We start from the raw sequence: 25,031 nt of genomic DNA, 5'->3' as shown, positions 1-25,031 counted from the left end.
GTACTTGATGAGGAGAAGGCTTTGGAGCAGGTCAACGGCGACACCCTGGCAGCAGCACGCAAGGTGATCGCAGTGCACATCAACTACCCCAGCCGGGCCGCCCAGCGGGGCCGCACTCCCGCCCAGCCGTCCTACTTCCTCAAGCCTTCCAGCTCCCTGGCAGCCAGCGGAAGCCCCGTTGAGCGTCCGGCCGGCTGCGAACTGCTCGGCTTCGAGGGCGAAATTGCCCTGGTGATCGGCAAGGCCGCACGCCGGGTTTCGATGGAGGACGCCTGGAGCCACGTTTCCGCCGTTACCGCCAGCAACGATCTCGGCGTGTACGACCTGCGCTGGGCGGACAAGGGCTCCAACCTCCGCTCCAAGGGCGGTGACGGCTTCACCCCTGTTGGTCCGGCACTGATCCCGGCAGACGCCGTCGACCCCTCCAAGCTCCGCATCCGCACCTGGCACAACGGCAACCTGGTCCAGGACGACACCACTGAGGACCTGCTCTTTCCCTTCGCCCGCCTGGTGGCGGACCTGTCCCAGCTGCTCACCCTCGAAGAGGGGGACATCATCCTCACCGGCACCCCTGCCGGCGCTTCGGTTGCCACGCCGGGCGACGTCCTGGAAGTTGAGGTGGGCACCGTGGACGGCACCTTCTCCACCGGGCGCCTGGTCACCACGGTTGAGGAAGGCACGACGGCGTTCGCGGACTTTGGTGCCCGGCCCAAGGTTGACGACCTGCAGCGGGAGGAGGCCTATGGTTCCCGAGAAGCTGCGGGGCTTCCCGCCGTCGGACCTGCCTTGTCTCCGGAGCTGAAGGCCAAGCTTGAGTCTGTCGCCACCGCCACCCTGTCCTCCCAAATGCGCAAGCGCGGACTCAACAACGTCAGCATTGACGGGCTGCAGGCCACCCGCCCGGACCGCCGCGTGGTGGGCCTGGCCCGGACCCTGCGCTACGTTCCCAACCGCGAGGACCTCTTCAAGACCCACGGCGGTGGATTCAACGCCCAGAAACGCGCCATCGACTCCGTCAACGAGGGCGAAATCCTGGTCATGGAAGCCCGCGGCGAAAAGGGCACCGGCACGGTGGGCGACATCCTGGCCCTGCGCGCCCAGGTGCGCGGCGCGGCCGCCATCATCACCGACGGCGGGGTCCGTGACCACTCGGCCGTGGCGGATCTTGAGATGCCCACCTACTTCGCCAACCCGCACCCCGCCGTGCTGGGCCGCCGCCACATCCCCTGGGACACGGACATCACCATCGCCTGCGGCGGAGCCACCGTGCAGCCCGGGGACATCATCGTGGCCGATTCCGACGGCATCCTGGTGATCCCGCCATCCATCGCCGAAGAACTCGTGGAGGACTGCATCCAGCAGGAAAAGGAAGAAGCCTTCATCTTCGAGATGGTCAAACAGGGCAACAGCGTGGACGGCCTCTATCCCATGAACTCCGAATGGCAGGCGCGGTACAAGGAATGGGAAGGCAGCGCTGATGACTGAAACAGCCCTCACCGAGGCCACCGCCACTCCCGGCAGCAAGTCCCAGCAGGCCTACCAGGCCGTCAAGGCGCGCATCGTGGAAGGCAGCTACACTCCCGGCTACCGGCTGGTCCTGGGCGCAATTGCCAAGGACCTGGGGTTCAGCGTTGTTCCCGTGCGCGAGGCCATCCGGCGGCTCGAAGCGGAAGGGCTGGTGACCTTCGAACGGAACGTCGGCGCCACCGTCGCCGGCATCGACCCCACCGAATACCTCTACACCATGCAGACGCTCAGCATCGTGGAAGGTGCCGCCACGGCACTGTCCGCACCGTTGATCGACCCGGCTGCAATTGCGCGGGCCCGCGCGGTGAACGAGCAGATGCGCGAGTGCCTGGACCACTTTGACCCCGTCCGCTTCACCCAGCTCAACCAGGACTTCCACAGCGTCCTGTTCGAGCACTGCCCCAACCCCCACATCCTGGACCTGGTCCACCGCGGCTGGAACCGGCTTGCCTCGCTCCGGTCCTCCACCTTCCGCTTCGTCCCCGGCCGCGCCCACGACTCCGTGGAGGAACACGAAAACCTGCTGAAGCTCATCGAAACCGGAGCCGACGCGGAAGACATTGAAAAGGCAGCCCGCCAGCATCGAACCGCGACTTTGGATGCCTACCTCGCCCAAACCAACTAGTACGCACAGACCACAGTAAGGACTTCAACGATGACGACCTCAGTAGAAACCAGCAAGCACTACGTTCCCGAAGACCTGCCCACCCACATCCAGCATTACATCAACGGCAAGTTCGTGGACTCGGTCTCCGGCAGGACCTTCGACGTCCTGGATCCGGTGTCCAACCGGAATTACGCCACCGCCGCGGCAGGCCAGAAGGAGGACATTGACCTGGCCGTCGCCGCCGCCCGTGAAGCATTCACCAACGGCCCCTGGCCCAGGATGAAGCCCCGCGAACGCGCCCGCATTCTTAACAAGATCGCAGACGCCGTGGAGGCGCAGGAAGCCCGGCTCGCCGAACTCGAAACCTTCGACACCGGCCTCCCGATCACCCAGGCCAAAGGCCAGGCCCTCCGCGCAGCGGAGAACTTCCGGTTCTTCGCGGACCTGATCGTGGCGCAGTTCGATGACGCCATGAAGGTCCCGGGTTCGCAGATCAACTACGTGAACCGCAAGCCGATTGGCGTTGCCGGCCTGATCACTCCGTGGAACACCCCGTTCATGCTCGAGTCCTGGAAGCTCGCCCCGGCCCTGGCAACCGGCAACACCGTTGTCCTCAAGCCGGCCGAGTTCACCCCGCTCTCCGCCTCGCTCTGGGCCACCATCTTCAAGGACGCCGGCCTTCCCGACGGCGTCTTCAACCTGGTCAACGGCCTGGGCGAGGAAGCCGGCGACGCACTCGTGAAGCACCCGGACGTCCCGCTGATCTCCTTCACCGGCGAAACCACCACCGGCCAGACGATCTTCCGCAACGCCGCCGCCAACCTCAAGGGCCTGTCCATGGAACTCGGCGGCAAGTCCCCCTGCGTTGTGTTCGCGGACGCGGACCTGGACGCCGCCATCGACTCCGCCCTGTTCGGCGTCTTCTCGCTCAACGGCGAACGCTGCACCGCAGGTTCCCGCATCCTCGTTGAACGCGCCATCTACGACGAATTCTGCGAGAAGTACGCCGCCCGGGCCAAGAACATCGTGGTAGGCGATCCCCACGATCCCAAGACCCAGGTGGGGGCCCTGGTCCACCCGGAGCACTACGAAAAGGTGGCCTCCTACGTGGAGATCGGCAAGTCCGAAGGCCGGCTGCTGGCCGGCGGCGGCCGCCCCGGCCACCTGCCCGAAGGCAACTACATCGCACCCACGGTGTTCGCCGACGTCGCCCCTGATGCCCGGATCTTCCAGGAGGAAATCTTCGGACCCGTGGTGGCCATCACCCCGTTCGAGAACGACGACGAAGCCCTCGCCCTGGCTAACAACACCAAATACGGTCTGGCCGCCTACATCTGGACCCAGAACCTGACCCGCGCGCACAACTTCTCCCAGAACGTTGAGGCCGGCATGGTGTGGCTGAACAGCCACAACGTCCGCGACCTCCGCACCCCGTTCGGCGGCGTCAAAGCCTCCGGCCTGGGCCACGAAGGCGGCTACCGCTCCATCGACTTCTACACAGACCAGCAGGCCGTGCACATCACCCTCGGCACCGTCCACACCCCCAAGTTCGGCAGCATCGAAACCTCCGCCGCCAACGAAGGGTAGGCTCCGGCACCCAAGCCAGCCATCCGCCGTCGCACATTCCATAAAACTTTCAAAGAAGAGAGACCATCATGACCAACTTTGTTCCCACCCCTTCTGTCCCGGCGCCAGACATCGTCCGCTGCGCCTACATGGAGATCGTGGTCACCGATCTTGCCAAGTCCCGCGAGTTCTACGTGGACGTCCTGGGCCTGCACGTCACCGAGGAGGACGAGAACGCGATCTACCTGCGCTCCCTGGAGGAGTTCATCCACCACAACCTGGTGCTGCGCAAGGGCCCGGTCGCCGCCGTCGCCGCCTTCGCCTACCGGGTGAAGTCCCCCGCCGAAGTGGACGCCGCCGAGGCCTACTACAAGGAACTCGGCTGCCGCACCGAGCGCCGCAAGGAAGGCTTCACCAAGGGCATCGGCGACTCCGTGCGCGTCGAGGACCCGCTGGGCTTCCCGTACGAGTTCTTCTACGACGTGGAGCACGTGGAGCGCCTCACCCAGCGCTACGACCTCTACTCCGCCGGCGAACTGGTCCGCCTGGACCACTTCAACCAGGTCACCCCGGACGTCCCCCGCGGCCGCGCCTACCTTGAGGACCTCGGCTTCCGCGTCTCCGAAGACATCAAGGATTCCGACGGCGTCACGTACGCCGCGTGGATGCACCGCAAGCAGACAGTCCACGACACCGCCCTCACCGGCGGCAACGGCCCGCGCATGCACCACGTCGCGTTCGCCACCCACGAGAAGCACAACATCATCCAGATCTGCGACAAGATGGGCGCCCTGAGGATCAGTGACCGGATCGAACGCGGTCCCGGCAGGCACGGCGTATCCAACGCGTTCTACCTCTACATCCTGGACCCGGACGGCCACCGCATCGAGATCTACACCCAGGACTACTACACCGGCGACCCTGACAACCCCACCATCACCTGGGACGTCCACGACAACCAGCGCCGCGACTGGTGGGGCAACCCCGTGGTCCCCTCCTGGTACACCGAAGCCTCGTTGGTCCTGGACCTCGACGGGAACCCGCAGCCCGTCATCGAACGTGAAGAAAAGTCGGAGATGGCCGTCACGGTTGGTGCCGACGGCTTCTCCTACACCCGCAAGGAGGGAGCCGCGGAAGGTGACCGGACGGGCTTCAAGCTGGGAGTACAGGTCTAACCATGCTGGAGCCAAAGACGATAGAGGCCATTGCGGACGAGCTGGTGGAAGCCGGCCGGACCCGCACCCCCGTCCCCCGGCTGACCGCCCGCTACCCGGACATGACGGTGGAAGACTCCTACGCCGTCCAGCAGCTCTGGCGGCGCCGCAACGAGGAAGCCGGCCGGACCCTGGTGGGGCGCAAGATCGGCCTCACGTCCAAGGCCATGCAGGCTGCCACCGGCATCACCGAACCCGACTACGGCGCCATCTTCGATGACATGGTGCTGGACACCGGCTGCTCCGTGGAGTGGGACAAATACACCCACCCGCGGGTGGAGGTGGAACTGGCGTTCGTCCTCAAGGACGGGCTCAAGGGCCCCGGCGTCACCATCTTCGACGTCCTGAAGGCCACCGACTACGTAGTGCCGGCCCTCGAGATCCTGGACTCCAGGATCGAGATGGAGGGCCGGACCATCGTGGACACCATCTCGGACAACGCCGCCATGGGCGCCATGGTGATCGGCGGCAACCCCGTGAAACCGGACGCCGTAGACCTGCGCTGGGTCTCCGCCATCCTGTACAAGAACCAGACCGTGGAGGAAACCGGGGTGGCCGCCGGCGTGCTGGACCATCCCGCCAACGGGGTCCACTGGCTGGCCAACAAGATCGCCGCGCACGGAGATTCCCTCAAGGCCGGGGACATCATTTTGGCAGGATCCTTCACCCGCCCCATGTGGGTGTACAAGGGCGACACCGTGCACGCCGACTACGGACCCCTGGGGAGTGTCACATGCCGTTTCGAGTAGAAGAGACCTTCCGGTCCGCCCTGGCAGCGCAGAACGGTGAAGCAGGCCGGCCCCTGGCCGGGATGTGGGTGTGCTCCGGCAGCCCGCTGGTCGCCGAGCTCTGCGCCGGCGCCGGGCTGGACTGGCTCCTGGTGGACGCCGAACACAGCCCCAACGGGCTCGAGTCCATCCTCGCCCAGCTCCAGGCCGTCCACGGCTACCCGGTGCACACCATGGTCCGGCCGCCGGTGAACGACACCGTGGTGATCAAGCAGTACCTGGACCTCGGCGTACAGAACCTGCTGATCCCCATGGTGAACTCCGTGGCGGAAGCAGAAGCAGCGGTGGCCGCTACCCGCTACCCGCCGCAGGGCGTCCGCGGCGTGGGGTCCGCGCTGGCCCGTGCCGCCCGTTGGAACCGAATCCCGGATTACCTGGCGCGAGCGAACGAGACCATCAGCGTCACCGTCCAGATCGAATCCACCGCGGCCGTCAATGCCGTGGAGGACATCCTCACAGTCGACGGCGTGGACGCCGTCTTCATGGGCCCCTCCGACCTCGCCGCGTCCATGGGCCTGCTGGGACAGCAGGAACACCCCGAGGTGCGCGCCGCCGTCGAACACTGCCTGTCAGCCGCCAAGGCAGCCGGTAAACCCGCCGGCGTGAATGCCTTCAACCCCGACACCGCCCGGCACTACCTCGCCAACGGCGCCAACTTCATCCTGGTGGGCGCGGACGTCGCCATCCTGGCCCGCGGCTCCGAAGCCCTGGCCTCGAAGTACATTCCCCAGGCCGGCGGCGACACCCGCGCCAGCTACTGACACCTTTAGGACTTCCATATGACGATTTCCGAGATTTCCCCTGCCCTCACGCCGGAACGCGAGGCCTCCCTGCTGGCGTCCGTGCCCACCGGTTTGCTGATTGACGGCGGGTGGGTGGACGCGTCCGACGGCGGCACGTTCAATGTGCACGACCCCGCCACCGGGGAGGTGCTCGCCACCCTCGCCTCGGCCACGAGCGAGGACGCGGTCAAGGCTTTGGACGCGGCCGACGCCGCCCAGGCCGCCTGGGCCCGCACCGCGCACCGAACCCGGTCTGAGATCCTGCGCCGCGCCTTCGACCTGGTCACCGAACGGGCCGAGGACTTCGCACTCCTCATGACCCTGGAAATGGGCAAACCCCTGGCCGAAGCCCGCGGCGAAGTCACCTACGGCGCCGAGTTCCTGCGCTGGTTCGCCGAAGAAGCAGTGCGTGACTACGGCCGCTACCTCACCACCCCCGAGGGCAGGAACAAGATCCTGGTCCAGCACAAACCCGTCGGGCCCTGCCTGCTCATCACACCCTGGAACTTCCCGCTCGCCATGGCCACCCGCAAAGTCGCCCCCGCCGTCGCCGCCGGCTGCACCATGGTCCTCAAACCCGCCAAGCTAACCCCGCTCACGGCCCAGTACTTCGCCCAGACCATGCTCGACGCCGGCCTGCCCGCCGGGGTCCTGAACGTCGTCGCCTCCTCCTCCGCGTCGGGGATTTCCGGGCCACTGCTCAAAGACTCCCGCCTCCGCAAGGTCTCCTTCACCGGCTCCACGCCCGTGGGCAAACGCCTGATGGCCGACGCCGCACAGAATGTCCTGCGGACCTCCATGGAACTGGGCGGGAACGCCCCCTTCATCGTGTTCGAGGACGCCGATCTCGATGCCGCCGTCGAAGGGGCCATGGCCGCGAAAATGCGGAACATGGGCGAGGCGTGCACAGCCGCCAACCGCTTCCTCGTGCACGAATCCGTAGCGCAGGAGTTCACCCGGAAGTTCGCCGATGCCATGGGCGGTCTGGTCACCGGACGCGGCACCGAAGCCGCCGCCCAGGTAGGGCCTTTGATTGACGCAGGAGCACGGGGCGACGTTCACGCTTTGGTGAGCGCCGCCGTCGAAGCCGGAGCGACCGTAGTCACCGGCGGTGCGCCTGTGGAAGGCCCTGGCTACTTCTATCAGCCCACGGTCCTGGCGAACGTGCCCAACGGCGCAGCGATCCTGGGCCAGGAAATTTTCGGCCCCGTCGCCCCCGTCACCACTTTCCAAACGGAGGAAGAAGCCATCAGGCTGGCCAACGCCACAGAGTATGGCCTGGCCTCCTACCTCTACAGCAAGGACTTCAACCGCCTGCTGCGGGTGGCAGAGCAGATTGAATTCGGCATGGTCGGCTTCAACGCAGGCGTCATCTCCAACGCCGCAGCACCCTTCGGCGGTGTCAAACAATCGGGCCTCGGCCGCGAAGGCGGCACCGAAGGCATCGCCGAATACACCACCACCCAGTACATCGGCATCGCCGACCCCTACGCCAGCTAAGAGCTGGAACGGCCACGCAGGGCACACGTTCAACGCACCAAAAACGGCGGGACCCCGGAAACCCGGGATCCCGCCGTCGTTCAGTGCCCAAAAGCATGCTCCGCGTGACGCCGACACAACCAAGATGGCGTTTAGGCCTGCCGGAATACTTTCCGGGAAACAGCGAGGCTGGCGGTGGCGATTGCGGCGACAACCACAAGGTAGTAGCCGGGGACCAGGAGAGAACCGGTTTTGTCGATGAGCCAGGTGAGGATAAATGGAGCGAACCCGCCGAACACCGTGACGCCGATGTTGTATCCCAGGGAAAGTCCGGTCGAGCGGATGCGTGCCGGGAACATTGAAGACATGATGGCCGGCAACGGGGCGAAGTATGCCGTGGCCAGGAGTGAAAGGATCAGTTCAACCATAATCATCATGGGCAGGCCCGGGGCAGCCATGAGCAGCAGGAACGCCGGAATACCGATGAGGATGGTTCCGACAGCAGCCCACGTCATGACCCGGGCCGGCCCTGCCTTGTCGGCGAGCATCCCGATGAAGGGTGAGCCGATGCTCATGACAACCCCGAAGATCAGAGTGGAGACGAACGCCGCAGTCTTGGGCATGCCGAGGTTGACGATCGCGTAGGTGGGCATGAACAGCGCAATGTAGACACCCACCGAACCTAGGGAAACGACGCCCACGATTGCCCACAGGCGGCCGCCGTTCCCGATGAGTGTTTCCTTCAGCGGCGCCTCGGACCGTTCCGTGGCCATGAACTCCGGGGTTTCCTTCATTTTCGAGCGGATGTACCAGCCAACGGGTCCGATGGCCAGTGCGAAGATGAACGGAAGCCGCCAACCCCAGGATTCCAACGACTGGACGCTGAGGTAGGTGTTCAACACGAATCCGAAGATTCCGGCCAGCAGTATGCCCGTGCCCTGCGTTGCCACCTGCCAGCTCGCGTAAAACGCCTTACGGTTGGGGGCATACTCGATGAGGTAGGCCGTGGCCGTGCCGAACTCCCCGCCTGTTGCGAACCCCTGCAGGAGGCGGGCAACGAGCACGAGGATACTCGCGGTGATCCCGATGGCCACCGCTGTGGGAGCGAGAACAATGAGCAGGGTGCCGATGAACATGACCAGGATGGAGACCATCATGCCGGCCTTGCGGCCGGCCCGGTCGGCGTAGCGGCCGATGATGATGCCGCCGAGCGGGCGCATGATGAAAGACACTCCGAAGGAAGCGAACGTCAGCAACAACGAGGCGGTTTCATTGGTGGTGGGGAAGAACAGCTTGGAGATGGTGACGGCGAAAGTGCCGTAGACGATGAGGTCGAACCACTCCAAACCGTTGCCGATAGACGCAGCAACGACTGCTTTCTTGGCGTTCTTCAGTTCAGCCGCACCGGCAGCTGGGGTCAGGGCTTCCGGCGTTACGGGACCCGGCCCGACGCTTGTGGCTGCTTCGTGGCTCATGGCTGTGCGTTCCGTTCAGTAGTGGAGAGGTGCGCGGCGAGGTTGTGCAGGAACTCTTCGCAGGCCGCGATCTGGGTGAGTTCTATGTATTCGTTGGCGGTGTGGCCCTGGTCCATGCTGCCCGGGCCGCAGACCACCGCATCGATTCCGGCCCTCTGGAAGATGCCGGCTTCGGTGGCGTAGACAACGGTCTCCTCGGCGTCGTTGCCGGTCAACGCCTGGGCCAGTTCAAGCGCGGCGCCGGTGCCCTGCGGGCTGAGGCCGGGAACAGCGCCCAACGGCGTCATGCAGATATCTGCAGCGGGGTTTTCCAGCTGCATCTCGGCCCGCAGGAGCGTGATGTGGTCCTCGATCCGGGAAATAACGGATGCCGGGTCGTCACCGGGAATGGTCCGGAACTCGAATTCGAACTCGCACTTTTCGGCCACGGTGTTCACGGCTGCACCACCGGAAACCACGCCGACGTTTGCCGTGGTGTACGGAACCACGAAGCTTTCGTCGAATGGGCCGGAGAGCCTGTACTCGTCAGCCAGCGAGCGAATAAAGGCAATGGACCGGGCCGCGTACTCAATGGCGTTGACGCCCGTGGGTGTCATCGATGAGTGGGCGGCCCGTCCGCTGGCCGTGACGCGGTAAAGCTGACTGCTTTTGTGTGCCGACACGGCACACATGCTGGTTGGTTCGCCCACGAAACACAGCCGCGGCAGGATGCCTCGTGCGCTCAGTTCCCTCACGAGGGCAACAGCGCCGTGGCAGCCGACTTCTTCATCGTAGGTCCATGCGAGGTGGAGCGGCTCGAGCAGGGGACGGGACAGGAATTCGGGCAGGACGCCCAGGACCGCGCCGCTGAAGGCCTTCATGTCCGTGGTTCCGCGTCCATAGAGCCTGCCGTCGCGGATCTCGGGCGAAAAGGGCTCGCTGGCCCAGTCCTGGCCGTCCACGGGGACGACGTCGGTGTGGCCGGCGAGCATGATTCCGCCCGTGGCTGACCCATCTCCCGCGGGGATAGTAGCGAAAAGGTTGGCCTTTGTTCCCTCCGGGTTCGGCAGGATAACGGGGGACAAGCCGTGGGCGTTGAGCGCGGCTGCCATCGCATCGATCATCGGAAGGTTGGAGTTCCGGCTGGTGGTGTCGAAGGAGACGAGCTTGTTGACCCAGTCGAGGGGTGGGTGCGGTAGGGGCACTCGAAGTTGGTTCGGCAGAGGCCGTGGCAAGGGTCGTCACGTGAAGGTCCTTGGATTCAGGGAGAAGGAGAAGAGCAAACCTGACCTGGTGCAGGAAGCCCTGTGGCCGGCCAGGAGTACTGAGGCGCAGGCCACATCCCTTCCAGTATTAACTGGAACTTCACGAGAGTCAACACTTTAGAGTGGATTTGTTCATTTAAATGAACGGCGTAAAGCTGCGGTTCAAAAAGTGGGGGGCGTCATGGCGCCGATCAGGGCTGCGTCTTCCGATGTCGGGTTCCGGTACCAGTGCGGCAGCGACGAGTCGTAGGTGAGGGAATCGCCCTCCTCAAGGTCGTACCCCACGCCATTGACGCAAACATGCAGCCGGCCTTGCACCACGGTGACGCATTCCTCCCCAGGGTGCTTGAACGGCGCGTCCTTGTTGTCCCAACCCGCGCCAATCTGGGCCCTCAACATCCCAAGCTGTCCGTGCATGTGGGGCGTGAGGAGTTCGTACACCAGATTGTCCTCAGCGACCTCAAGACGCCGCCGGTCCGCTCGTCGGACAATCGCGCCGGCCTGGTCCCCCGTGTCAAAAAACCGCCCGACAGGCACTTTGAGGGCCTGCGACAGCTTGATCAAGGTAGTCAGGGAAGGGTTTCCCTGACCACGTTCTATCTGGCTCAGCAGCCCGGGGCTGAGCCCGGCGGCAGCAGCCAAACTTCCAATGCTGTAGCCGGAGTCCTTCCGCAACTGGAGAACCAGGGCTCCGACCGCCGTCATTGCGCGCTCGGCCTGATCGTCGGCGCCGTGCGGTTCAATGTCGGCGGCAGGGTGCGGCGCGTAGCTATGCATAAATTCTATGTTCCAGTTAATTGAAGGAATGGTCAACATAATGAACGACGGCGAGGGTTGACTCCAGGGACAAGGAGGCCATGCGCCAGGGCTGCTTTTACTGCCGCTGCCCTGCGCTTCCCCGAACGATTAATTCGCAGGGAAAAACAACGCGGCGCGTGGGCTGGCCGGGGGACGTAATGCGGTCCACCAACATCCGGGCTCCTATCCGGGCCATTTCACGGCTGGGCTGACGGACTGTGGTCAGGCTGAAGGATTCCCAAGCCGCCATATCGACATCGTCATAGCCGATGACCCAGCAATCCTCAGTGTCCATTCCATGGGCACGCAGGGCGTCCAGCGCACCGAAGGCCATGAGGTCGTTGGCGCAGAACACCGCCTGCGGCCGGTCCCCCCGGGAGAGCAGCCTGCTCATGATCTGCGCAGCGGTGTCGTGCGAAAACCGGCCGTTGAACCGGAGGTGCTCCGGCACGGCATGTCCCTGCTCTTCCATCCTGCTCAGGAACCCCCGGCCCCGCTCGCGGGTGGTGCTCGCGTTCTCGGGGCCGCCGATGAAAGCCACTCGGGTCCTGGAGTTGGTTAGCAGGTAGTCGGCTACGGCCGCGCCGCCGTCGGCATTGCTGCTGGTGACCTGGTCGCAGTCAAGGCCCTCTACTATCCGGTTGATCAGAACGATCGGGCTGTTCTTTTCGATCGCTGCCTGCAGCTCGATCGAGTCTTCGGTTGCGGTGGTAAAGATGACGCCATCCACCGCGTGTTCCCTGATGGCCTTCAGCGCGTCCTTGTGGCTTCCGCCGCCGGCGTTCCAGATGACCACCCTGAAACCGGAGGTATCCAGTTCCTGGGTGAGTTCGTCGACGGCCTCGGAGTAGAAGGGGTTGTTCAGGTCTGCCACCACCACCCCAATGGTGTTGGTTCGCCTGGTCTTCATGGCCTGGGCACCCGCGTGCGGGACATAGCCGAGCGTCTCCATGGCTGCCTGCACCCGGGCCTTGGTTGCCGCCGACAGTTTCGGGGATGAGGACATGACCCGGGAGACCGTGGCCTGTGAGACGCCGGCCAGTTCTGCGACGTCGCGGCTCGTTACCATCGGTCGCGTCCTCCTTGCTTCATAAGTTACTTTCAGGTCCGGCACACTCGGTGAAGTCCCGGCCTTCAGACTAGCCAATCATCACTGCCCGGATCCTCCGGCACCCGGCTTGCCGCCAGGTGTCGGAGGATCCCGGAGGAACGGCAGCCTACCGGGTGGTTGTGGGGTCGTGTTCTGCGCTGAGTCCCTTGCGGAGCCGCACCTGGGGCGCGGTTTCAGGTGCCCAGAGAGCACCAGCAATGGTGATGAGTGACGTGACCACCATGTAGAGGGCGACGAGCCAGTAGCGGTCGAAGGACGGGCCGATGAGTGCGGTGGCGATCAGGGGAGCGAATCCTCCAGCGAATACGGCTGCCACCTGCGGGCCGACCGAGGCCCCGGAGTAGCGGAGCTTGGGTTCGAAGAGTTCGGTGAAGTAGGCAGGTTCCACGGAGTAGCACAGGTCGCGTCCCACGTTGCAGGTCAGGATCAGGACGAGCAGGACCATGAAAAAGTCGCCGGTCTGGACGGCCCAGAAGAAGGGGAATGCCATCAGAAGCATGGTGGTGGCCCCGGCGATGACCGTGTAGCGGCGGCCCCAGCGATCTGATACCCAGCCCCAGAACGGGATCGAGAACACGCCCAGCCCGGCCATGATCATGGTTGCCAGCAGGATGGTGTTCTTTTCCAGCAGCACTGCCGGACCGTAGGCGAGCAAGAAGGTCGTGTAGATGTAGTAGTTCGCGTTCTCGGCGAAACGCATCATGATCACCTTGAGAATGGTCAGCGGCCGGGTCTTGATGACCTTGACCACCGGCATCTTCTCGATCTCGCCCTTGCGCTTGATTTCCTCGAACGCCGGGGATTCATCCACCTTGCTCCGGATATAGAAGGAGAGCGCGACCAGCAGGATCGAGACGAGGAACGGGATACGCCAGCCCCACGCCAGGAAGGCCTCGGGTGAGATCAGGTAGCCCATGATGTAGAAGGCACCATTGGCCAGCAGTGTTCCTGCGGGTACGCCGATTTGGGGCCAGGAGCCGAAGAATCCGCGCCGCTTGGCCGGGGCGAACTCGGTTGCCATGAGCGCAGCTCCGCCCCATTCGCCGCCGACGCCGATGCCTTGGATGATGCGCAGGAGCACCAGCAGGGTGGGTGCGGCGATGCCGATGGTGGCGAAGTTGGGCAGGCAGCCTATAAGGAACGTGCCGCCGCCCATGAGACCGAGTGTCATCATGAGCATCTTCTTGCGGCCCAGGCGGTCGCCGAAGTGGGCGAAGATGACGCCGCCGATGGGGCGGGCCGCGAAGCCGATGGCGTAGGTGCTGAAGGAGAGCAGGATGCCCACGAAGGGGCTCGCGTTCGGGAAGAACTGACTGTTCAGGATGATGGCTGCAGCTACGCCGTAGACGTAGAAGTCGTACCACTCGATGCAGCTGCCCAGAACTGATGAAACAAGGGCCTTGCGGCGCATCTTCGGGTCAATTGCGGGTGGCGCTGCGGTTGTCGTGGGGGTGCTCACTATGAGACTCCTTTGTCTTCGACCGGACAGTGACGGCAGCCACATCAGCCGCCTCGGGGATCGAGTGTATACGTAAACACTTCGTAGCACCAACAGCTTGCGGAAGAAAATGTATACGTATACACTCGACCGACATGAAGGCTCACACCAGCCTGGCCCGGGCGCTCCATTGGTCGCCCATCAATGAAGATGGAAGGTATTGCTCATGACCGCTACAACAGCAATCAGTTCGGCCGTGGACTCCGTGATGTTGAAGGAGCCGGCCCAGAACAGCATCAACCGGGGCAGCACCCCCGAAGTCCGCGCAACGGTCGAAGGCGTCATTGCCGATATCCGTGAACGCGGCGACGCAGCAGTCCGTGAATACTCCGAGAAGTTCGACAAGTACGCACCGGAATCCTTCCTGCTCTCCAAGGATCAGCTGGACGAGATCATCGCCCGCGTTCCGGAACAAACCATCGAGGACATCAAGTTTGTCCAGGAGCAGGTCAGGGTGATGGCGCAGAAGCAGCTTGAATCCCTGAGTGACTTTGAAATTGAAACCATGCCGGGGGTTTTCCTTGGCCAGAAGAACGTTCCGATCCAGGCCGCAGGCGCTTACATCCCGGGTGGCAAGTACCCCTTGCTGGCCAGCGCCCACATGACCATCATCACCGCCAAGGTGGCAGGCGTGGAGCGGGTCGCCGCCTGCACGCCGCTGATCCAGGGTGAGGTCCCGGACGCCACTGTTGCCGCCATGTACCTGGCCGGAGCAGACGAAATTTACCTCCTCGGCGGCATCCAGGCTGTAGCTGCGCTGGCCGTCGGCACCGAAACCATCAAGCCGGTCAACATGCTGGCCGGACCCGGAAACGCCTTCGTCGCCGAGGCCAAGCGCCAGCTCTTCGGGGAGGTCGGCATCGACCTCTTCGCCGGACCCACCGAAGTCCTGATCGTGGCCGACGAGCACGCCGACCCGTTCATCGTCGCCGTCGACCTTCTGTCCCAGGCCGAGCACGGCCCCGACTCGCCCGCCGTTCTGATCACCACCAGCGAGGAACTGGGCCGGAAGGTCATCGAGCACATCGACACGATCCTCGTCGACATGCCCACACGGGACTACGCAGGAGCCGCATGGCGGGACTGGGGTGCCGTCCACGTGGTTGAAACCCTCGACGACGCCTATGTCCTGGCAGACGAGTACGCCTACGAGCACGTCCAGATCCTTACCGAGAACCCACGCGAAGCGCTGGAGAAGATGCACGATTACGGCGCGCTGTTCCTGGGCGAAGGAACCTGCGTCTCCTACGGAGACAAGGTCATCGGCACGAACCACGTGCTTCCCACCCGCGGCGCCGCCCGCTACACCGGCGGTCTTTGGGTCGGCAAGTACCTGCGCACCGTCACCTACCAGGAAGTGACCAACACCGAGTCCAGCGCCTTCTTCGGCGAACTCTGCGGACGCGCCGCCCGGGTGGAACGGTTCGAAGGACATGCCCGCTCCGGCGACGTCCGGGCCGCAAAGTACCGCGGCACCGGCCTGTCCTGGTCAGACCACACCTTCGACAGCTAAGGAATACCGGTGCCTGACTTCCGCCTCGACGGCAAGAAAGCACTGGTCACCGGAGCAGCCCGCGGACTCGGCAAGGCCATCGCCGATGGCCTTGCCGAGTCCGGCGCGACTGTCTACGGAACCAGCCGCGACGCCGAAAGCACCCGGCAGATCAGCGAACGCTACGGCACTCCTGCCCTGCCCCTTGACATCACGGAGCCCGCCCAGGTGCTCCAATTCGCCGACGATCTCGTGCAGGAGAGCGGAGGCATTGACCTGCTGGTCAACAACGCCGGCGTCAACGTGCCCAAACCCGCGCTCGAACTGACCACGGAAGACTGGGACACCGTCTTCGACACGAACCTCAAAGGCAGCTTCTTCCTCACCACATCGCTGGCCCGCCACTGGGTGAATAACGGAACCCGGGGGGCAATCGTCAACGTCGCGTCGCAGGCGGGAATCGTCGGAATCGAGGAGCGCGCCGCGTACGGCACCAGTAAGGCCGGCCTCATCCATCTCACCAAGATTTTGGCCCTGGAGTGGGCATCGGCGGGAATACGTGTCAACGCTGTGGCACCCACCTTCGTGCGCACGGAACTGACCGCTTCAACCCTCAGCCGCCCCGACTGGGCAGCCGAGCTGCTGTCAAGGATCCCCATCGGCCGCTTTGGGGAACCCGAAGACATTGCGGGTGCAGTTGCATTTCTCCTGAGCGACGCCGCGGCGCTGATTACGGGCCACACCCTGGCCATCGACGGCGGCTACACCATCCGCTGATCCCGTCCATTCTGCCTTTCCGCGGCTGACCAACTTTTTCCGAGGAGCTGTCCATGAGCATCAAAGACACCATTTCAACCACCGCCGTTGTCGGCTCCGGGTACATGGGCGGCGGCATCGCCCAGGTGCTGGCCCTGCACGGCTACAAAGTTGCGCTGGGCGACGTCGACGGCGAAACGGCGGAATGTGCCCGCGTCCGGCTCGTGGAGCAGGCCCGTGACTTTGAGGGAGCCGGGCTCCTGCCCGAAGGTGCCGCGGAAACCATCGAGGGGAACCTCGTGGCAGCAGCCAGCATCGAGGAAGCCGTGGAGGGGGCAGACTACATTGCGGAAGCTGTTCCGGAACAGCCTGACCTGAAAGCCAGCATCCTCCGCCGTGTCTCGGGTGCCGCACCGCGCCACGCGATCATCGGCACCAATACCTCCGCCATCCCCATCGGAGAACTTGCCTCTTCGGTGACCGGCCCGGAGCGGTTCCTTGGCGTGCACTGGATGAATCCAGCCCCCTTCATCCCCGGCGTCGAACTCATTCCAGGCGAGGAAACGGACCCCCGGGTCCTGGAGCGCGCCGAGCATCTCATCCAGAGTCTGGGCAAGACACCGGCCCGAGTGGCGGATACCCCTGGCTTTGTCGCCAACCGCCTCCAGTTCGCCCTGTATAAGGAAGCCGTCCAGATCGTTGACGACGGGGTCGCCACCCCTGAGCAGATCGACGCCGTCGTCGCCAGCACGTTTGGATTCCGGCTGGCCCTGTTTGGTCCTTTCGCCATCGGGGACATGGCAGGACTCGACGTGTACGAATCCGCCTACCGCACCCTCGAAAAAGCCTATGGCGAACGGTTCGCAGCCCCCGAAGCCTTGGCCGCGACGGTCCGGGAAGGGAACCTCGGGTTGAAAAGCGGACATGGCTTTCTCCACCTCGACCCCGCGCACAAGGCCGCCCTGCTCGCCCACCGGGACAACGCCTACGCACGCCTGGCCCAGCTCCGCACGGAACTCGGCCAGGCGCCGGGACTGTAGGGCCGGAACTGTAACCACCGGAAGCAGGGGAACGGGGTGGATTTCATCCGCCCCGTTCCCTCCTCGTCAAGGAGTCTGCGCACAAAGACAAGAGCAGGGACCGGGCCTTCACCCAGACTGGGGAGTAACCCGCTACGCCGACCGGCTGGCGTCTTTGCCTACTCGAAGTGGAGTACCCCTTGGAAACCTATGATGCGCTTCTCGCGTCCATTGCCCCCGCGGCCGGCGCCGGCCGGACCATCTTTGACCCGGCAACCGGTGAAGCTGTGGGCGAAGCCCCCGTCCACGACCTCGGATACCTCGAGGACGCCGTGGCCGCAGCCGTCGCCGCCCAGCCGGCCTGGGCTGCCCTGGGCCACGATGCAAGGTCCGCCGCGCTCCTGAAGGCAGCCGACGCCGTCGAACGCTCCGCCGAGGAACTGGCCCAGCTGCTCTCCCGCGAGCAGGGCAAACCGTTGAACGGCCCCAACGCCCGGTTCGAAGTAGGCGCCTGCGTAGCGTGGCTGCGCGCCACGGCCAGCCTCCCGTTGGAGCCGGAAACCATCGTGGACGACGGCGAGACCCGTGCCGAACTGCACTACCGCCCGATCGGCGTGGTCGGCGCGATCGGCCCGTGGAACTGGCCGATGATGATCGCCGTCTGGCAGCTCGCCCCGGCGCTGCGCATGGGCAACACGGTGGTGGTCAAGCCCTCCGGAAACACGCCGCTGTCCGTCCTGGCCCTGGTCAAGGTCATCAATGAGGAACTGCCGGAGGGCATCCTGTCGGTGGTGTCCTGCGGCCGCGAGGTGGGCGCGCAGCTCACCAACCACCCCGCGATCGGCAAAATCATGTTCACCGGTTCCACTGCCGGCGGCCGGGCCATCATCAAGTCCTCCGCAGACACCGTCAAGCGGCTCACCCTGGAACTGGGCGGGAATGATGCAGGCATCGTCCTGCCCGACGCAGACCCCAAGGCCATCGCCCAGGACATCTTCTGGGGCGCGTTCCTCAACACCGGGCAGACCTGCGCGGCCCTCAAGCGCCTCTACGTGCACGACGACATCTACGACGCAGTCTGCGAGGAGCTCGTGGCGGTCGCCAAACAAATGCCGATGGGCAACGGCCTGGACGAAAACAACGTGTTGGGCCCGCTGCAGAACAAGGCACAGTACGACGTCGTGGCCAACCTCGTGGAGGCAGCGAAGGCGTCCGGAGCACGCGTCCTGCTGGGCGGGAACCCGGACACCAGCCAACCGGGCTACTTCTACCCCACCACGCTGGTGGCCGACATCGACAACGACAACCCGCTGGTTGCCGAGGAACAGTTCGGCCCCGCCCTGCCCATCATCCGCTACAACACCATCGACGAAGCGGTGGAAAAGGCCAACGGCCTCGACGTCGGCCTGGGCGCCTCCGTCTGGTCCCCGGACCTGGCCGCCGCCCGGGAGGTCGCCGCCCGCATCCAGGCCGGGACTGTGTGGATCAACCGGCACGGCGCCGTGGACCCCCGCATCCCCTTCGGCGGAGCCAAGCAGTCAGGCTACGGCGTGGAGTTCGGCGTTGAAGGCCTCAAGGCCCTCGGCGTACCCCAGGTCATCAACGGCTGATGTTGACGCGGGAGCCCGGCACGCAGGTTGCCAGTGCCGGGCTCCCGGGGCTTTGCGGCCTTAACCCAGGGCCGGGGCGGCGGACGTCCGGCCGGAGAACTGCCGGCGGGCCCAGCGGGCCAGCTTCTTGCCCTTGCCCTTCCACCAGTTGTCCTCGTCCTGGTTGTGGTGGAACCGGAAGACGATGGCCACCAGCACGAACATGCCCATCACCACGTCCACCCAGGAGGACACCACCAGGGCGATGAAGACCGTCAGGGCGTTGGCCATGATCGAGGGGACGGCGAGCGTGCGGAACACGGTGCTGGCCACATAGCGCCGGTGCGATCTTGGGACAGACAGCTCGCGGACCATGTCGAAGCAGACGCAGACCACCACAATGGTCTGGCCGAGAGCCAGCAGGATCTGGCCCGGCATTGAGCCGCTGAAGGCGGCCACCGATTCCATCCCCGGGCTCATGGCCGGGCCTTGCTGCAGAGACCTTTGCTGTGAACTATAAACACGGAAAACCCCCGAACTTGCGGAACCATCGCCGCTGATCCGGCGATGGTTCCATTCAAGTTCCAGGGGGCTTTTCCGTCACCAGTAGTGGGTACTCATATTTGCCGGGGCTCCGGGAAACGCTACTTACGGCCCCGGTCGCGTTACTGCCCAATCGCGCGCGGCCGCCACAGCATGACAGCCTGGGACCGCGGCCGGGGGCGCTGGCCACGCGCCAGGCTCACCACGTCACCGGCGGTTCCGGCGGCGAAGATCCGGGAGTCAACGCCCCGCGGCCGCCGCCCGAGTTCCTCGGTGAGTTCAGAAATCCGGTTTTGGAGTGCGGCCACCTGGTTCTCGAGTTCAAGGATCCGTTTGATCCCCTCCAGTGAGACGCCTTCCTGGGAAAGCCGCTGCACTTCCCGCAGCATGTTAACGTCACGCTGGGAGTAGCGCCGCGACTTTCCGGGGGCACGGCTGGGCTTGACGATGCCAAGCCTGTCGTACTGCCGCAGGGTCTGAGGGTGCATGTCCGCCAGTTCTGCCGCCACGGAAATCACGAAGATCGGCTGGTCAGCACTGATGTCCACGGCTCACCTCCGCTTCTAGAGCCGGGCCTTGGCTGCCAGGCCCTCGCGAACGTCCGCCGACGACGTTGCCTCGGCGAACGCCTTGACCGCAGCTTCGGCGTCCTTGTTGAGATTCTTGGGAACCGCGACGTCGATGGTCACCAGCAGGTCGCCGGTCGCCTTCGACGTCTTCACGCCTTTGCCCTTCACCCGCAGGGTACGGCCCGACGGCGTGCCCGCCGGGACACGGACCTTTACCTTGTCGCCGTCGATCGTGGGCACTTCAATGTCCGCACCCAAAGCAGCCTCCGGGAAGGTGACGGGGACATGGATGCGGAGGTTGTCGCCGTCGCGCGTGTAAAACTGGTGCGGCTGGACCGAGACCGATACCACCAGGTCGCCGTTGCCGGCGGCACCGGGCTGGCCCTTGCCGCGCACGCGGACCTTCTGCCCGTCCTTGATGCCGGCGGGCACCCGGACGTCGATGACCTCGCCGCTGGGTTCACGCAGGCCGATCGAGGTGCCACGGATGGAACCGGCAAACGAAATACTCGTGGAAGCAGTGCGGTCCGCGCCCTTCTGCGGGGTGCGCTGGAAGCCGGGCGCCCCACCGAAGCCGCCAAAGAGGTCGGCAAATTCAGGCGGGATGCCTCCGGCGGACGGGTTGAACCCGCCGGCATGACGTCCGGTGTTGCCGGTGAACAGGCCGCCGAACATGTCCTCGAACCCGCCGTTAGTGGCGCCGGCACCGCCGGGGGCAAAGCGGGCCCCGCTGCCCATGGCCCGGATGGCGTCATACTGCTGGCGCTCGTCGGGGTCCGAGAGCACCGAATAAGCCTCGGAGATGTCCTTGAACTTCTTCTCGGAAGCAGCGTTCCCCGCATTCGTATCAGGGTGGTGCTGCCGCGCAAGCTTCCGGTAGGCCTTCTTGATATCGGCATCGGAAGCGTCCTTGGCAACACCAAGGATCTTGTAAAAGTCCTTGTCCACCCAATCCTGGCTAGCCAATGGCGTTTCCTTTCAAAGTCTTTTAACTTACAGCTCTCCGCGGTACAGGGGCCCCCGCCCCTACGCGTGGTGGCTCGGTCCTGACGGACCAAGCCACCACGCTCCGGCAGGCCCGATGCCACTCCCGGGGCCCCTGTACCGCTGCGAGCTTTGTGGTTACCTCACCTTAGGCGAGATGACCGACCTGCGCGGAGGCCGGATATGGGGCGGCGGTGTGGAGGGCACCGCGAAGCGGGCACCGCCCCATATCCGGCGTAGCGCATTGGTGACCGTTACGCCGGAACTGCGACGATCACCTGTGCTGCGCGGAGGACTCGGTCTCCTGACTTGTAGCCGGAGCGGAGCACCTGGCTGACGGTGTCAACCTCGATGTCCTCGCCGGGCTGCTGGATCAGGGCCTCGTGGATCGTGGGATCGAACTCCACGCCGGTCTGGTCGATCCGGACCAGGCCGTAAGTCTTCAGCGCGTTCTCCAGTTTGGTGGCGATCGCGGCGAAGGGGCCGTCGGTCAGGTCGCCGTGCTGCCGGGCGGCGTCGACGTCGTCCAGGACCGGGAGCAGGGAGTTCAGGACGCCGATGACGGCCATTTCCCCTGCAACGGCGCGGTCGCGTTCAACGCGCTTGCGGTAGTTGACGTACTCGGCCTGAAGGCGGAGCAGGTCGTTGCGCAGTTCGGCTGCCTCGGCGTTGCCGGCGGCCCCTGCCGGAGCTCCCTGGGCCACGGAGTCCTCGGCCGGCACGTCCACGCCGTTGAGAATCTCCTCGGCCTGGGCCAGCGCGTCCCCTTCGGAATCTGCTGCCCCGGCCTGGGAGCCGGTCCCGGGGGCGGGGTTGGCGCCTTCAGCGTGGCCGCCCTCGGGGTGCCGGGCCTGCCCGGTCACCGGGTCAACCTTGCGGTTGTCCCGGATGACCGGCTCCTGGCCGTTGCCCTGCGTGTTCTGCTGGCTTGCGGATGCGTTGTGCTCTTCCTCGTTACCGTGGTGCGGCATGGGTTACTTCTTCGCTTCGTCTTCGTCGATGATCTCGGCGTCGACGATGTCCTCGTCGGAAGCACCGGTGGAGGATCCGGCGGAACCGGCGGCACCCTCAGCACCTGCAGCGCCTGCGCCGTCCGGCGAACCGGCCTGGGCGTAGATGGCTTCGCCGAGCTTGGTCTGGGAAGCCTGCAGCTTCTCGAACGCGGACTTCACGGCGGCGTCGTCGGTGCCTTCGAGGGCCTTCTTGAGGGCGTCGACGTCGGCCTGGACCTCGGTCTTGACCTCTTCGGGCAGCTTGTCCGCGTTGTCGGCGATCAGCTTGTCCACGGAGTAGGCGAGCTGTTCGGCGGTGTTGCGGGTGTCGGTCGCCTCGCGGCGGGCCTTGTCCTCAGCTGCGTGCTCCTCGGCGTCGCGGACCATGCGGTCGATGTCTTCCTTGGAGAGGCTGGAACCGCCGGTGATGGTCATCGACTGTTCCTTGCCGGTGCCCTTGTCCTTCGCGGAAACGTGCACGATGCCGTTCGCGTCGATGTCGAACGTGACCTCGACCTGCGGAACGCCGCGCGGAGCCGGGGCGATACCGGTCAGCTCGAAGGTGCCCAGCGGCTTGTTGTCGCGGGTGAACTCGCGCTCGCCCTGGAAGACCTGGATCGCCACGGACGGCTGGTTGTCGTCAGCGGTGGTGAAGGTCTCGGACCGCTTGGTGGGGATGGCGGTGTTGCGCTCGATCAGGTGCGTCATCACGCCGCCCTTGGTTTCGATGCCGAGGGACAGCGGGGTGACGTCGATCAGGAGGACGTCCTTGCGCTCACCCTTCAGCACACCGGCCTGCAGGGCTGCACCAACGGCCACAACCTCATCCGGGTTCACGCCCTTGTTCGGTTCCTTGCCGCCGGCCAGTTCCTTGACGAGCTCGGAAACGGCGGGCATACGGGTGGAGCCACCGACGAGCACGATGTGGTTGATGTCGGAGAGCTTGATGCCGGCTTCCTTGATCACGTCGTGGAACGGCTTCTTGGTGCGCTCCAGCAGGTCCTTGGTGAGGTCCTGGAACTTGGCGCGGGTCAGCTGCTCATCCAGGTGGACCGGGCCGTCGGGGGTGACGGAGAGGTACTGGAGCGAGACGTTGGTGCTGGACGAGGAGGAGAGCTCCTTCTTGGCCTGCTCTGCGGCTTCGCGGAGGCGCTGCAGGGCGATCTTGTCCTTGGAGAGGTCGATGCCCTTCACCTTGAGCTGGTTCAGCAGGTAGTCAACGACGCGCTGGTCCCAGTCGTCGCCGCCCAGGCGGTTGTCACCGGCGGTGGCGCGGACCTGGATGGTGGAGAAGTTGTCTTCGTCCTTGCCGACTTCCAGCAGGGAGACGTCGAAGGTGCCGCCGCCGAGGTCGAAGACCAGGATGAGTTCGTCTTCCTTGCCCTTGTCCAGGCCGTAGGCGAGTGCTGCGGCGGTGGGCTCGTTGACGATGCGCAGGACGTTCAGGCCTGCGATTTCGCCGGCCTCCTTGGTGGCCTGGCGCTCGGCGTCGTTGAAGTAGGCCGGGACGGTGATGACCGCGTCGGTGACCTTTTCACCCAGGTAGGACTCGGCGTCGTTCTTCAGCTTCATGAGGATACGCGCGGAAATTTCCTGCGGGGTGTACTTCTTGCTGTCGATGTCCACCTTCCAGTCGGTGCCCATGTGGCGCTTGACCGACGCGATGGTGCGCTCGATGTTGTTGACGGCCTGGCGCTTGGCGATCTCGCCCACCAGGACCTCGCCGGACTTGGAGAACGCAACGACCGACGGCGTGGTGCGGCCACCCTCGGCGTTGGCAATAACGGTGGGCTCGCCACCTTCGAGAACGGAGACGACGGAGTTGGTGGTTCCGAGGTCGATACCTACTGCACGTGACATGTGTTGCTTCCTTCTTTCCTTGGAAACTGGCTGGCGCCCTAAGAATTGAGCGTTCTGCACTCAACTTTACTCAGCGCGCCAGCGATGTCAATCCAAAGTTGAGCGGACTCCGCTCAACTTTGCGTGTCACGTCAGGTTCTTGCCTCGACATTCCTTGGATTCCCGGGCCCCAGGGCGCAGGATTACGACGCCGGTCCCCGGGTTCGCTTTGGGAGAACGTACCGCCGGGCTGCTTAACGCTCCGTATCCCGGTCGCCATGCAGCGGGCCGCGCTCTTCCGCCGTCGTTTGGACCTGGCGGTCCGTGAGTCCTTCGCGGATGGCCTCCTCGGTGCGGCCGCCAGCGGTGCCGGCATCGCCGTAGTCGCCTTCCTCGTACTCGCCGTCGGCAAGCGCCCGCTCGGGCTCGTTGATGGCGCCGGCATCGCCATAGTCCCCGTCCACGTACTGCCCGCCGTCCTCCACACTTCCGGCAGGGCTTCCAGCTGTTCCGGCGGCACCGTAATCGCCCTCCGGATACTGGTCGTCCAGTTCCCCTGCCGGCCTTTCCACGGCGCCGGCGTCGCCGTAGTCGCCGTCCACGTACTGCCCGCCTTCACCTTCCAGCCCGGGTGCGCTGCTGCCCTTGCGGGGCTCCTCGGCTGCAACTTCAGGATTCTCAGTCATGGTGCATCTCTCCTTCGAGGCTGCGCGTCCGTGCGGGCGCACTGGCAGTCTATCGACGGCCTGGCCGCATCAACAGGGCCTGGCAGGCCACTTATCCCGAGGCCGGAACAGGCAGGCCGGCGACGCCGGCAAGGACGGCAAGGACGGCAAGGACGGCGATGCCGGCAAGGACGGCAAGATGATGGTCGAAGAGCTCAGCGGGCGCCCGGAAGGTCTCCGCGCCGTACTGGTTGCCCGGCCCAGCGCCAGGAAGCGCGCAACGTGGTCACCTTCCAGCAACAGTGTCAGTAGCTCGTCGCGGCTCTCCACGTACCGGTAGACGGCAGTGGACACCACGCCCAAATCCCTCGCCGCCGCCCGCAGGGAGAGCGCGGCCGCACCGTCAGTTGCCAGGTGCTGCCGCCCCAGGCGGACGATGTCCGCCACTGTTTGCAGGCCACCCAGAAGGCGCCATCCTGTTTCTGAGAGCACTG

Annotated in this window: 23 protein-coding genes and 1 pseudogene; 12 read left to right on the top strand and 12 right to left on the bottom strand. The window is 65.0% G+C overall.

Annotated elements, in window-relative coordinates; genetic code table 11:
• Positions 1 to 21: 21 nt before the first annotated feature.
• The 7 genes from QFZ57_RS06705 to QFZ57_RS06675 all read left to right on the top strand — a co-directional run bounded on the left by QFZ57_RS06705 (position 22) and on the right by QFZ57_RS06675 (position 7,984).
• Positions 22 to 1,485, top strand: a complete 1,464-nt coding sequence (locus tag QFZ57_RS06705; RefSeq protein WP_306901546.1) for a fumarylacetoacetate hydrolase family protein — start codon at positions 22 to 24, stop codon at positions 1,483 to 1,485.
• Entirely contained in the window at positions 1,478 to 2,152 is a 675-nt protein-coding gene (locus QFZ57_RS06700; RefSeq protein WP_306898957.1) for a GntR family transcriptional regulator, read from the top strand. Before QFZ57_RS06705 ends, QFZ57_RS06700 begins: the two co-directional genes overlap by 8 nt.
• A 30-nt stretch (positions 2,153 to 2,182) precedes the next feature.
• Positions 2,183 to 3,721 carry a 5-carboxymethyl-2-hydroxymuconate semialdehyde dehydrogenase gene (hpaE, locus tag QFZ57_RS06695; RefSeq protein WP_306898955.1) on the top strand — a complete coding sequence of 513 codons (1,539 nt, stop codon included), beginning with the start codon at positions 2,183 to 2,185 and terminating at the stop codon, positions 3,719 to 3,721.
• A 68-nt stretch (positions 3,722 to 3,789) separates the two neighbouring features.
• Entirely contained in the window at positions 3,790 to 4,875 is a 1,086-nt protein-coding gene (hpaD, locus tag QFZ57_RS06690; protein ID WP_306898953.1) for a 3,4-dihydroxyphenylacetate 2,3-dioxygenase, read from the top strand.
• A gap of 2 nt (positions 4,876 to 4,877) precedes the next feature.
• The gene (gene hpaH / locus QFZ57_RS06685) at positions 4,878 to 5,663 is read left to right on the top strand and encodes a 2-oxo-hept-4-ene-1,7-dioate hydratase (RefSeq protein WP_306629661.1); all 786 of its coding nucleotides are present in this window, start codon (positions 4,878 to 4,880) and stop codon (positions 5,661 to 5,663) included.
• Entirely contained in the window at positions 5,648 to 6,463 is an 816-nt protein-coding gene (locus QFZ57_RS06680) for an HpcH/HpaI aldolase family protein (protein WP_306629660.1), read from the top strand. Before hpaH ends, QFZ57_RS06680 begins: the two co-directional genes overlap by 16 nt.
• Before the next feature lie 18 nt (positions 6,464 to 6,481).
• Positions 6,482 to 7,984: an NAD-dependent succinate-semialdehyde dehydrogenase gene (locus QFZ57_RS06675; RefSeq protein ID WP_306898951.1), complete on the top strand. Its 1,503-nt coding sequence runs from the start codon at positions 6,482 to 6,484 to the stop codon at positions 7,982 to 7,984.
• A 131-nt stretch (positions 7,985 to 8,115) separates the two neighbouring features.
• Here QFZ57_RS06675 and QFZ57_RS06670 read toward each other — a convergent pair whose 3' ends face one another.
• The 5 genes from QFZ57_RS06670 to QFZ57_RS06650 form a co-directional block, all read right to left on the bottom strand.
• Positions 8,116 to 9,438 carry an MFS transporter gene (locus tag QFZ57_RS06670; RefSeq protein WP_306898948.1) on the bottom strand — a complete coding sequence of 441 codons (1,323 nt, stop codon included), beginning with the start codon at positions 9,436 to 9,438 and terminating at the stop codon, positions 8,116 to 8,118.
• Positions 9,435 to 10,622, bottom strand: coding sequence for an acetylornithine deacetylase (gene argE / locus QFZ57_RS06665; protein ID WP_306898947.1), 1,188 nt, complete (start codon positions 10,620 to 10,622; stop codon positions 9,435 to 9,437). The genes QFZ57_RS06670 and argE overlap by 4 nt, the downstream gene beginning before the upstream one ends.
• 222 nt (positions 10,623 to 10,844) lie before the next feature.
• Positions 10,845 to 11,498: a helix-turn-helix domain-containing protein gene (locus QFZ57_RS06660; protein WP_306898945.1), complete on the bottom strand. Its 654-nt coding sequence runs from the start codon at positions 11,496 to 11,498 to the stop codon at positions 10,845 to 10,847.
• A gap of 58 nt (positions 11,499 to 11,556) precedes the next feature.
• Positions 11,557 to 12,549 carry a LacI family DNA-binding transcriptional regulator gene (locus QFZ57_RS06655; RefSeq protein WP_306898943.1) on the bottom strand — a complete coding sequence of 331 codons (993 nt, stop codon included), beginning with the start codon at positions 12,547 to 12,549 and terminating at the stop codon, positions 11,557 to 11,559.
• A 148-nt stretch (positions 12,550 to 12,697) separates the two neighbouring features.
• Complete coding sequence (locus QFZ57_RS06650) at positions 12,698 to 14,050, bottom strand: MFS transporter (protein WP_306898941.1); 1,353 nt, start codon at positions 14,048 to 14,050, stop codon at positions 12,698 to 12,700.
• A 205-nt stretch (positions 14,051 to 14,255) separates the two neighbouring features.
• Here QFZ57_RS06650 and hisD point away from each other — a divergent pair, with 205 nt between their 5' ends.
• The 4 genes from hisD (at position 14,256) to QFZ57_RS06630 (ending at position 18,966) form a co-directional block, all read left to right on the top strand.
• The gene (hisD, locus tag QFZ57_RS06645) at positions 14,256 to 15,602 is read left to right on the top strand and encodes a histidinol dehydrogenase (protein WP_306898939.1); all 1,347 of its coding nucleotides are present in this window, start codon (positions 14,256 to 14,258) and stop codon (positions 15,600 to 15,602) included.
• 9 nt (positions 15,603 to 15,611) lie between these two features.
• Positions 15,612 to 16,358 (top strand): SDR family NAD(P)-dependent oxidoreductase, encoded by a 747-nt coding sequence (locus QFZ57_RS06640; protein ID WP_306898937.1) that lies wholly within the window; start codon positions 15,612 to 15,614, stop codon positions 16,356 to 16,358.
• A gap of 53 nt (positions 16,359 to 16,411) precedes the next feature.
• Entirely contained in the window at positions 16,412 to 17,377 is a 966-nt protein-coding gene (locus tag QFZ57_RS06635; protein WP_306898934.1) for a 3-hydroxyacyl-CoA dehydrogenase family protein, read from the top strand.
• A gap of 179 nt (positions 17,378 to 17,556) precedes the next feature.
• Positions 17,557 to 18,966: an aldehyde dehydrogenase family protein gene (locus QFZ57_RS06630; protein ID WP_306898933.1), complete on the top strand. Its 1,410-nt coding sequence runs from the start codon at positions 17,557 to 17,559 to the stop codon at positions 18,964 to 18,966.
• A 60-nt stretch (positions 18,967 to 19,026) separates the two neighbouring features.
• On the opposite strand, the gene QFZ57_RS06625 is transcribed toward QFZ57_RS06630, so the two are convergent.
• The 6 genes from QFZ57_RS06625 to QFZ57_RS06600 all read right to left on the bottom strand — a co-directional run bounded on the left by QFZ57_RS06625 (position 19,027) and on the right by QFZ57_RS06600 (position 24,558).
• The gene (locus QFZ57_RS06625) at positions 19,027 to 19,413 is read right to left on the bottom strand and encodes a hypothetical protein (protein ID WP_306632447.1); all 387 of its coding nucleotides are present in this window, start codon (positions 19,411 to 19,413) and stop codon (positions 19,027 to 19,029) included.
• Between the two features lie 197 nt (positions 19,414 to 19,610).
• Positions 19,611 to 20,036 carry a heat shock protein transcriptional repressor HspR gene (locus QFZ57_RS06620; RefSeq protein WP_306629657.1) on the bottom strand — a complete coding sequence of 142 codons (426 nt, stop codon included), beginning with the start codon at positions 20,034 to 20,036 and terminating at the stop codon, positions 19,611 to 19,613.
• 15 nt (positions 20,037 to 20,051) lie between these two features.
• Positions 20,052 to 21,023, bottom strand: coding sequence for a DnaJ C-terminal domain-containing protein (locus QFZ57_RS06615; RefSeq protein WP_306898931.1), 972 nt, complete (start codon positions 21,021 to 21,023; stop codon positions 20,052 to 20,054).
• A gap of 272 nt (positions 21,024 to 21,295) precedes the next feature.
• Positions 21,296 to 22,012: a nucleotide exchange factor GrpE gene (locus tag QFZ57_RS06610; protein ID WP_306629655.1), complete on the bottom strand. Its 717-nt coding sequence runs from the start codon at positions 22,010 to 22,012 to the stop codon at positions 21,296 to 21,298.
• Positions 22,013 to 22,015: 3 nt separating this feature from the next.
• Positions 22,016 to 23,893, bottom strand: coding sequence for a molecular chaperone DnaK (dnaK, locus tag QFZ57_RS06605; protein WP_306629654.1), 1,878 nt, complete (start codon positions 23,891 to 23,893; stop codon positions 22,016 to 22,018).
• 233 nt (positions 23,894 to 24,126) lie between these two features.
• The gene (locus QFZ57_RS06600) at positions 24,127 to 24,558 is read right to left on the bottom strand and encodes a hypothetical protein (RefSeq protein ID WP_306629653.1); all 432 of its coding nucleotides are present in this window, start codon (positions 24,556 to 24,558) and stop codon (positions 24,127 to 24,129) included.
• Here QFZ57_RS06600 and QFZ57_RS06595 point away from each other — a divergent pair.
• On the top strand, positions 24,557 to 24,877 hold the full coding sequence (locus QFZ57_RS06595; protein ID WP_306901638.1) for a hypothetical protein: 321 nt from the start codon (positions 24,557 to 24,559) through the stop codon (positions 24,875 to 24,877). The two genes, QFZ57_RS06600 and QFZ57_RS06595, sit on opposite strands and share 2 nt — an antisense overlap.
• Here the strand turns inward: QFZ57_RS06595 and QFZ57_RS06590 are convergent.
• A pseudogene (locus tag QFZ57_RS06590) lies at positions 24,790 to 25,029 on the bottom strand (hypothetical protein); the annotation flags it as partial. The gene QFZ57_RS06595 and the pseudogene QFZ57_RS06590 sit on opposite strands and share 88 nt — an antisense overlap.
• Between the last annotated feature and the right edge of the window lie 2 nt (positions 25,030 to 25,031).

The organism is Arthrobacter sp. B1I2, assembly GCF_030816485.1.
Taxonomy (GTDB): Bacteria; Actinomycetota; Actinomycetes; order Actinomycetales; family Micrococcaceae; genus Arthrobacter.
The sequence above is the reverse complement of the archived record's forward strand: the minus strand, read 5'-3'. Positions and strand labels throughout refer to the sequence as shown.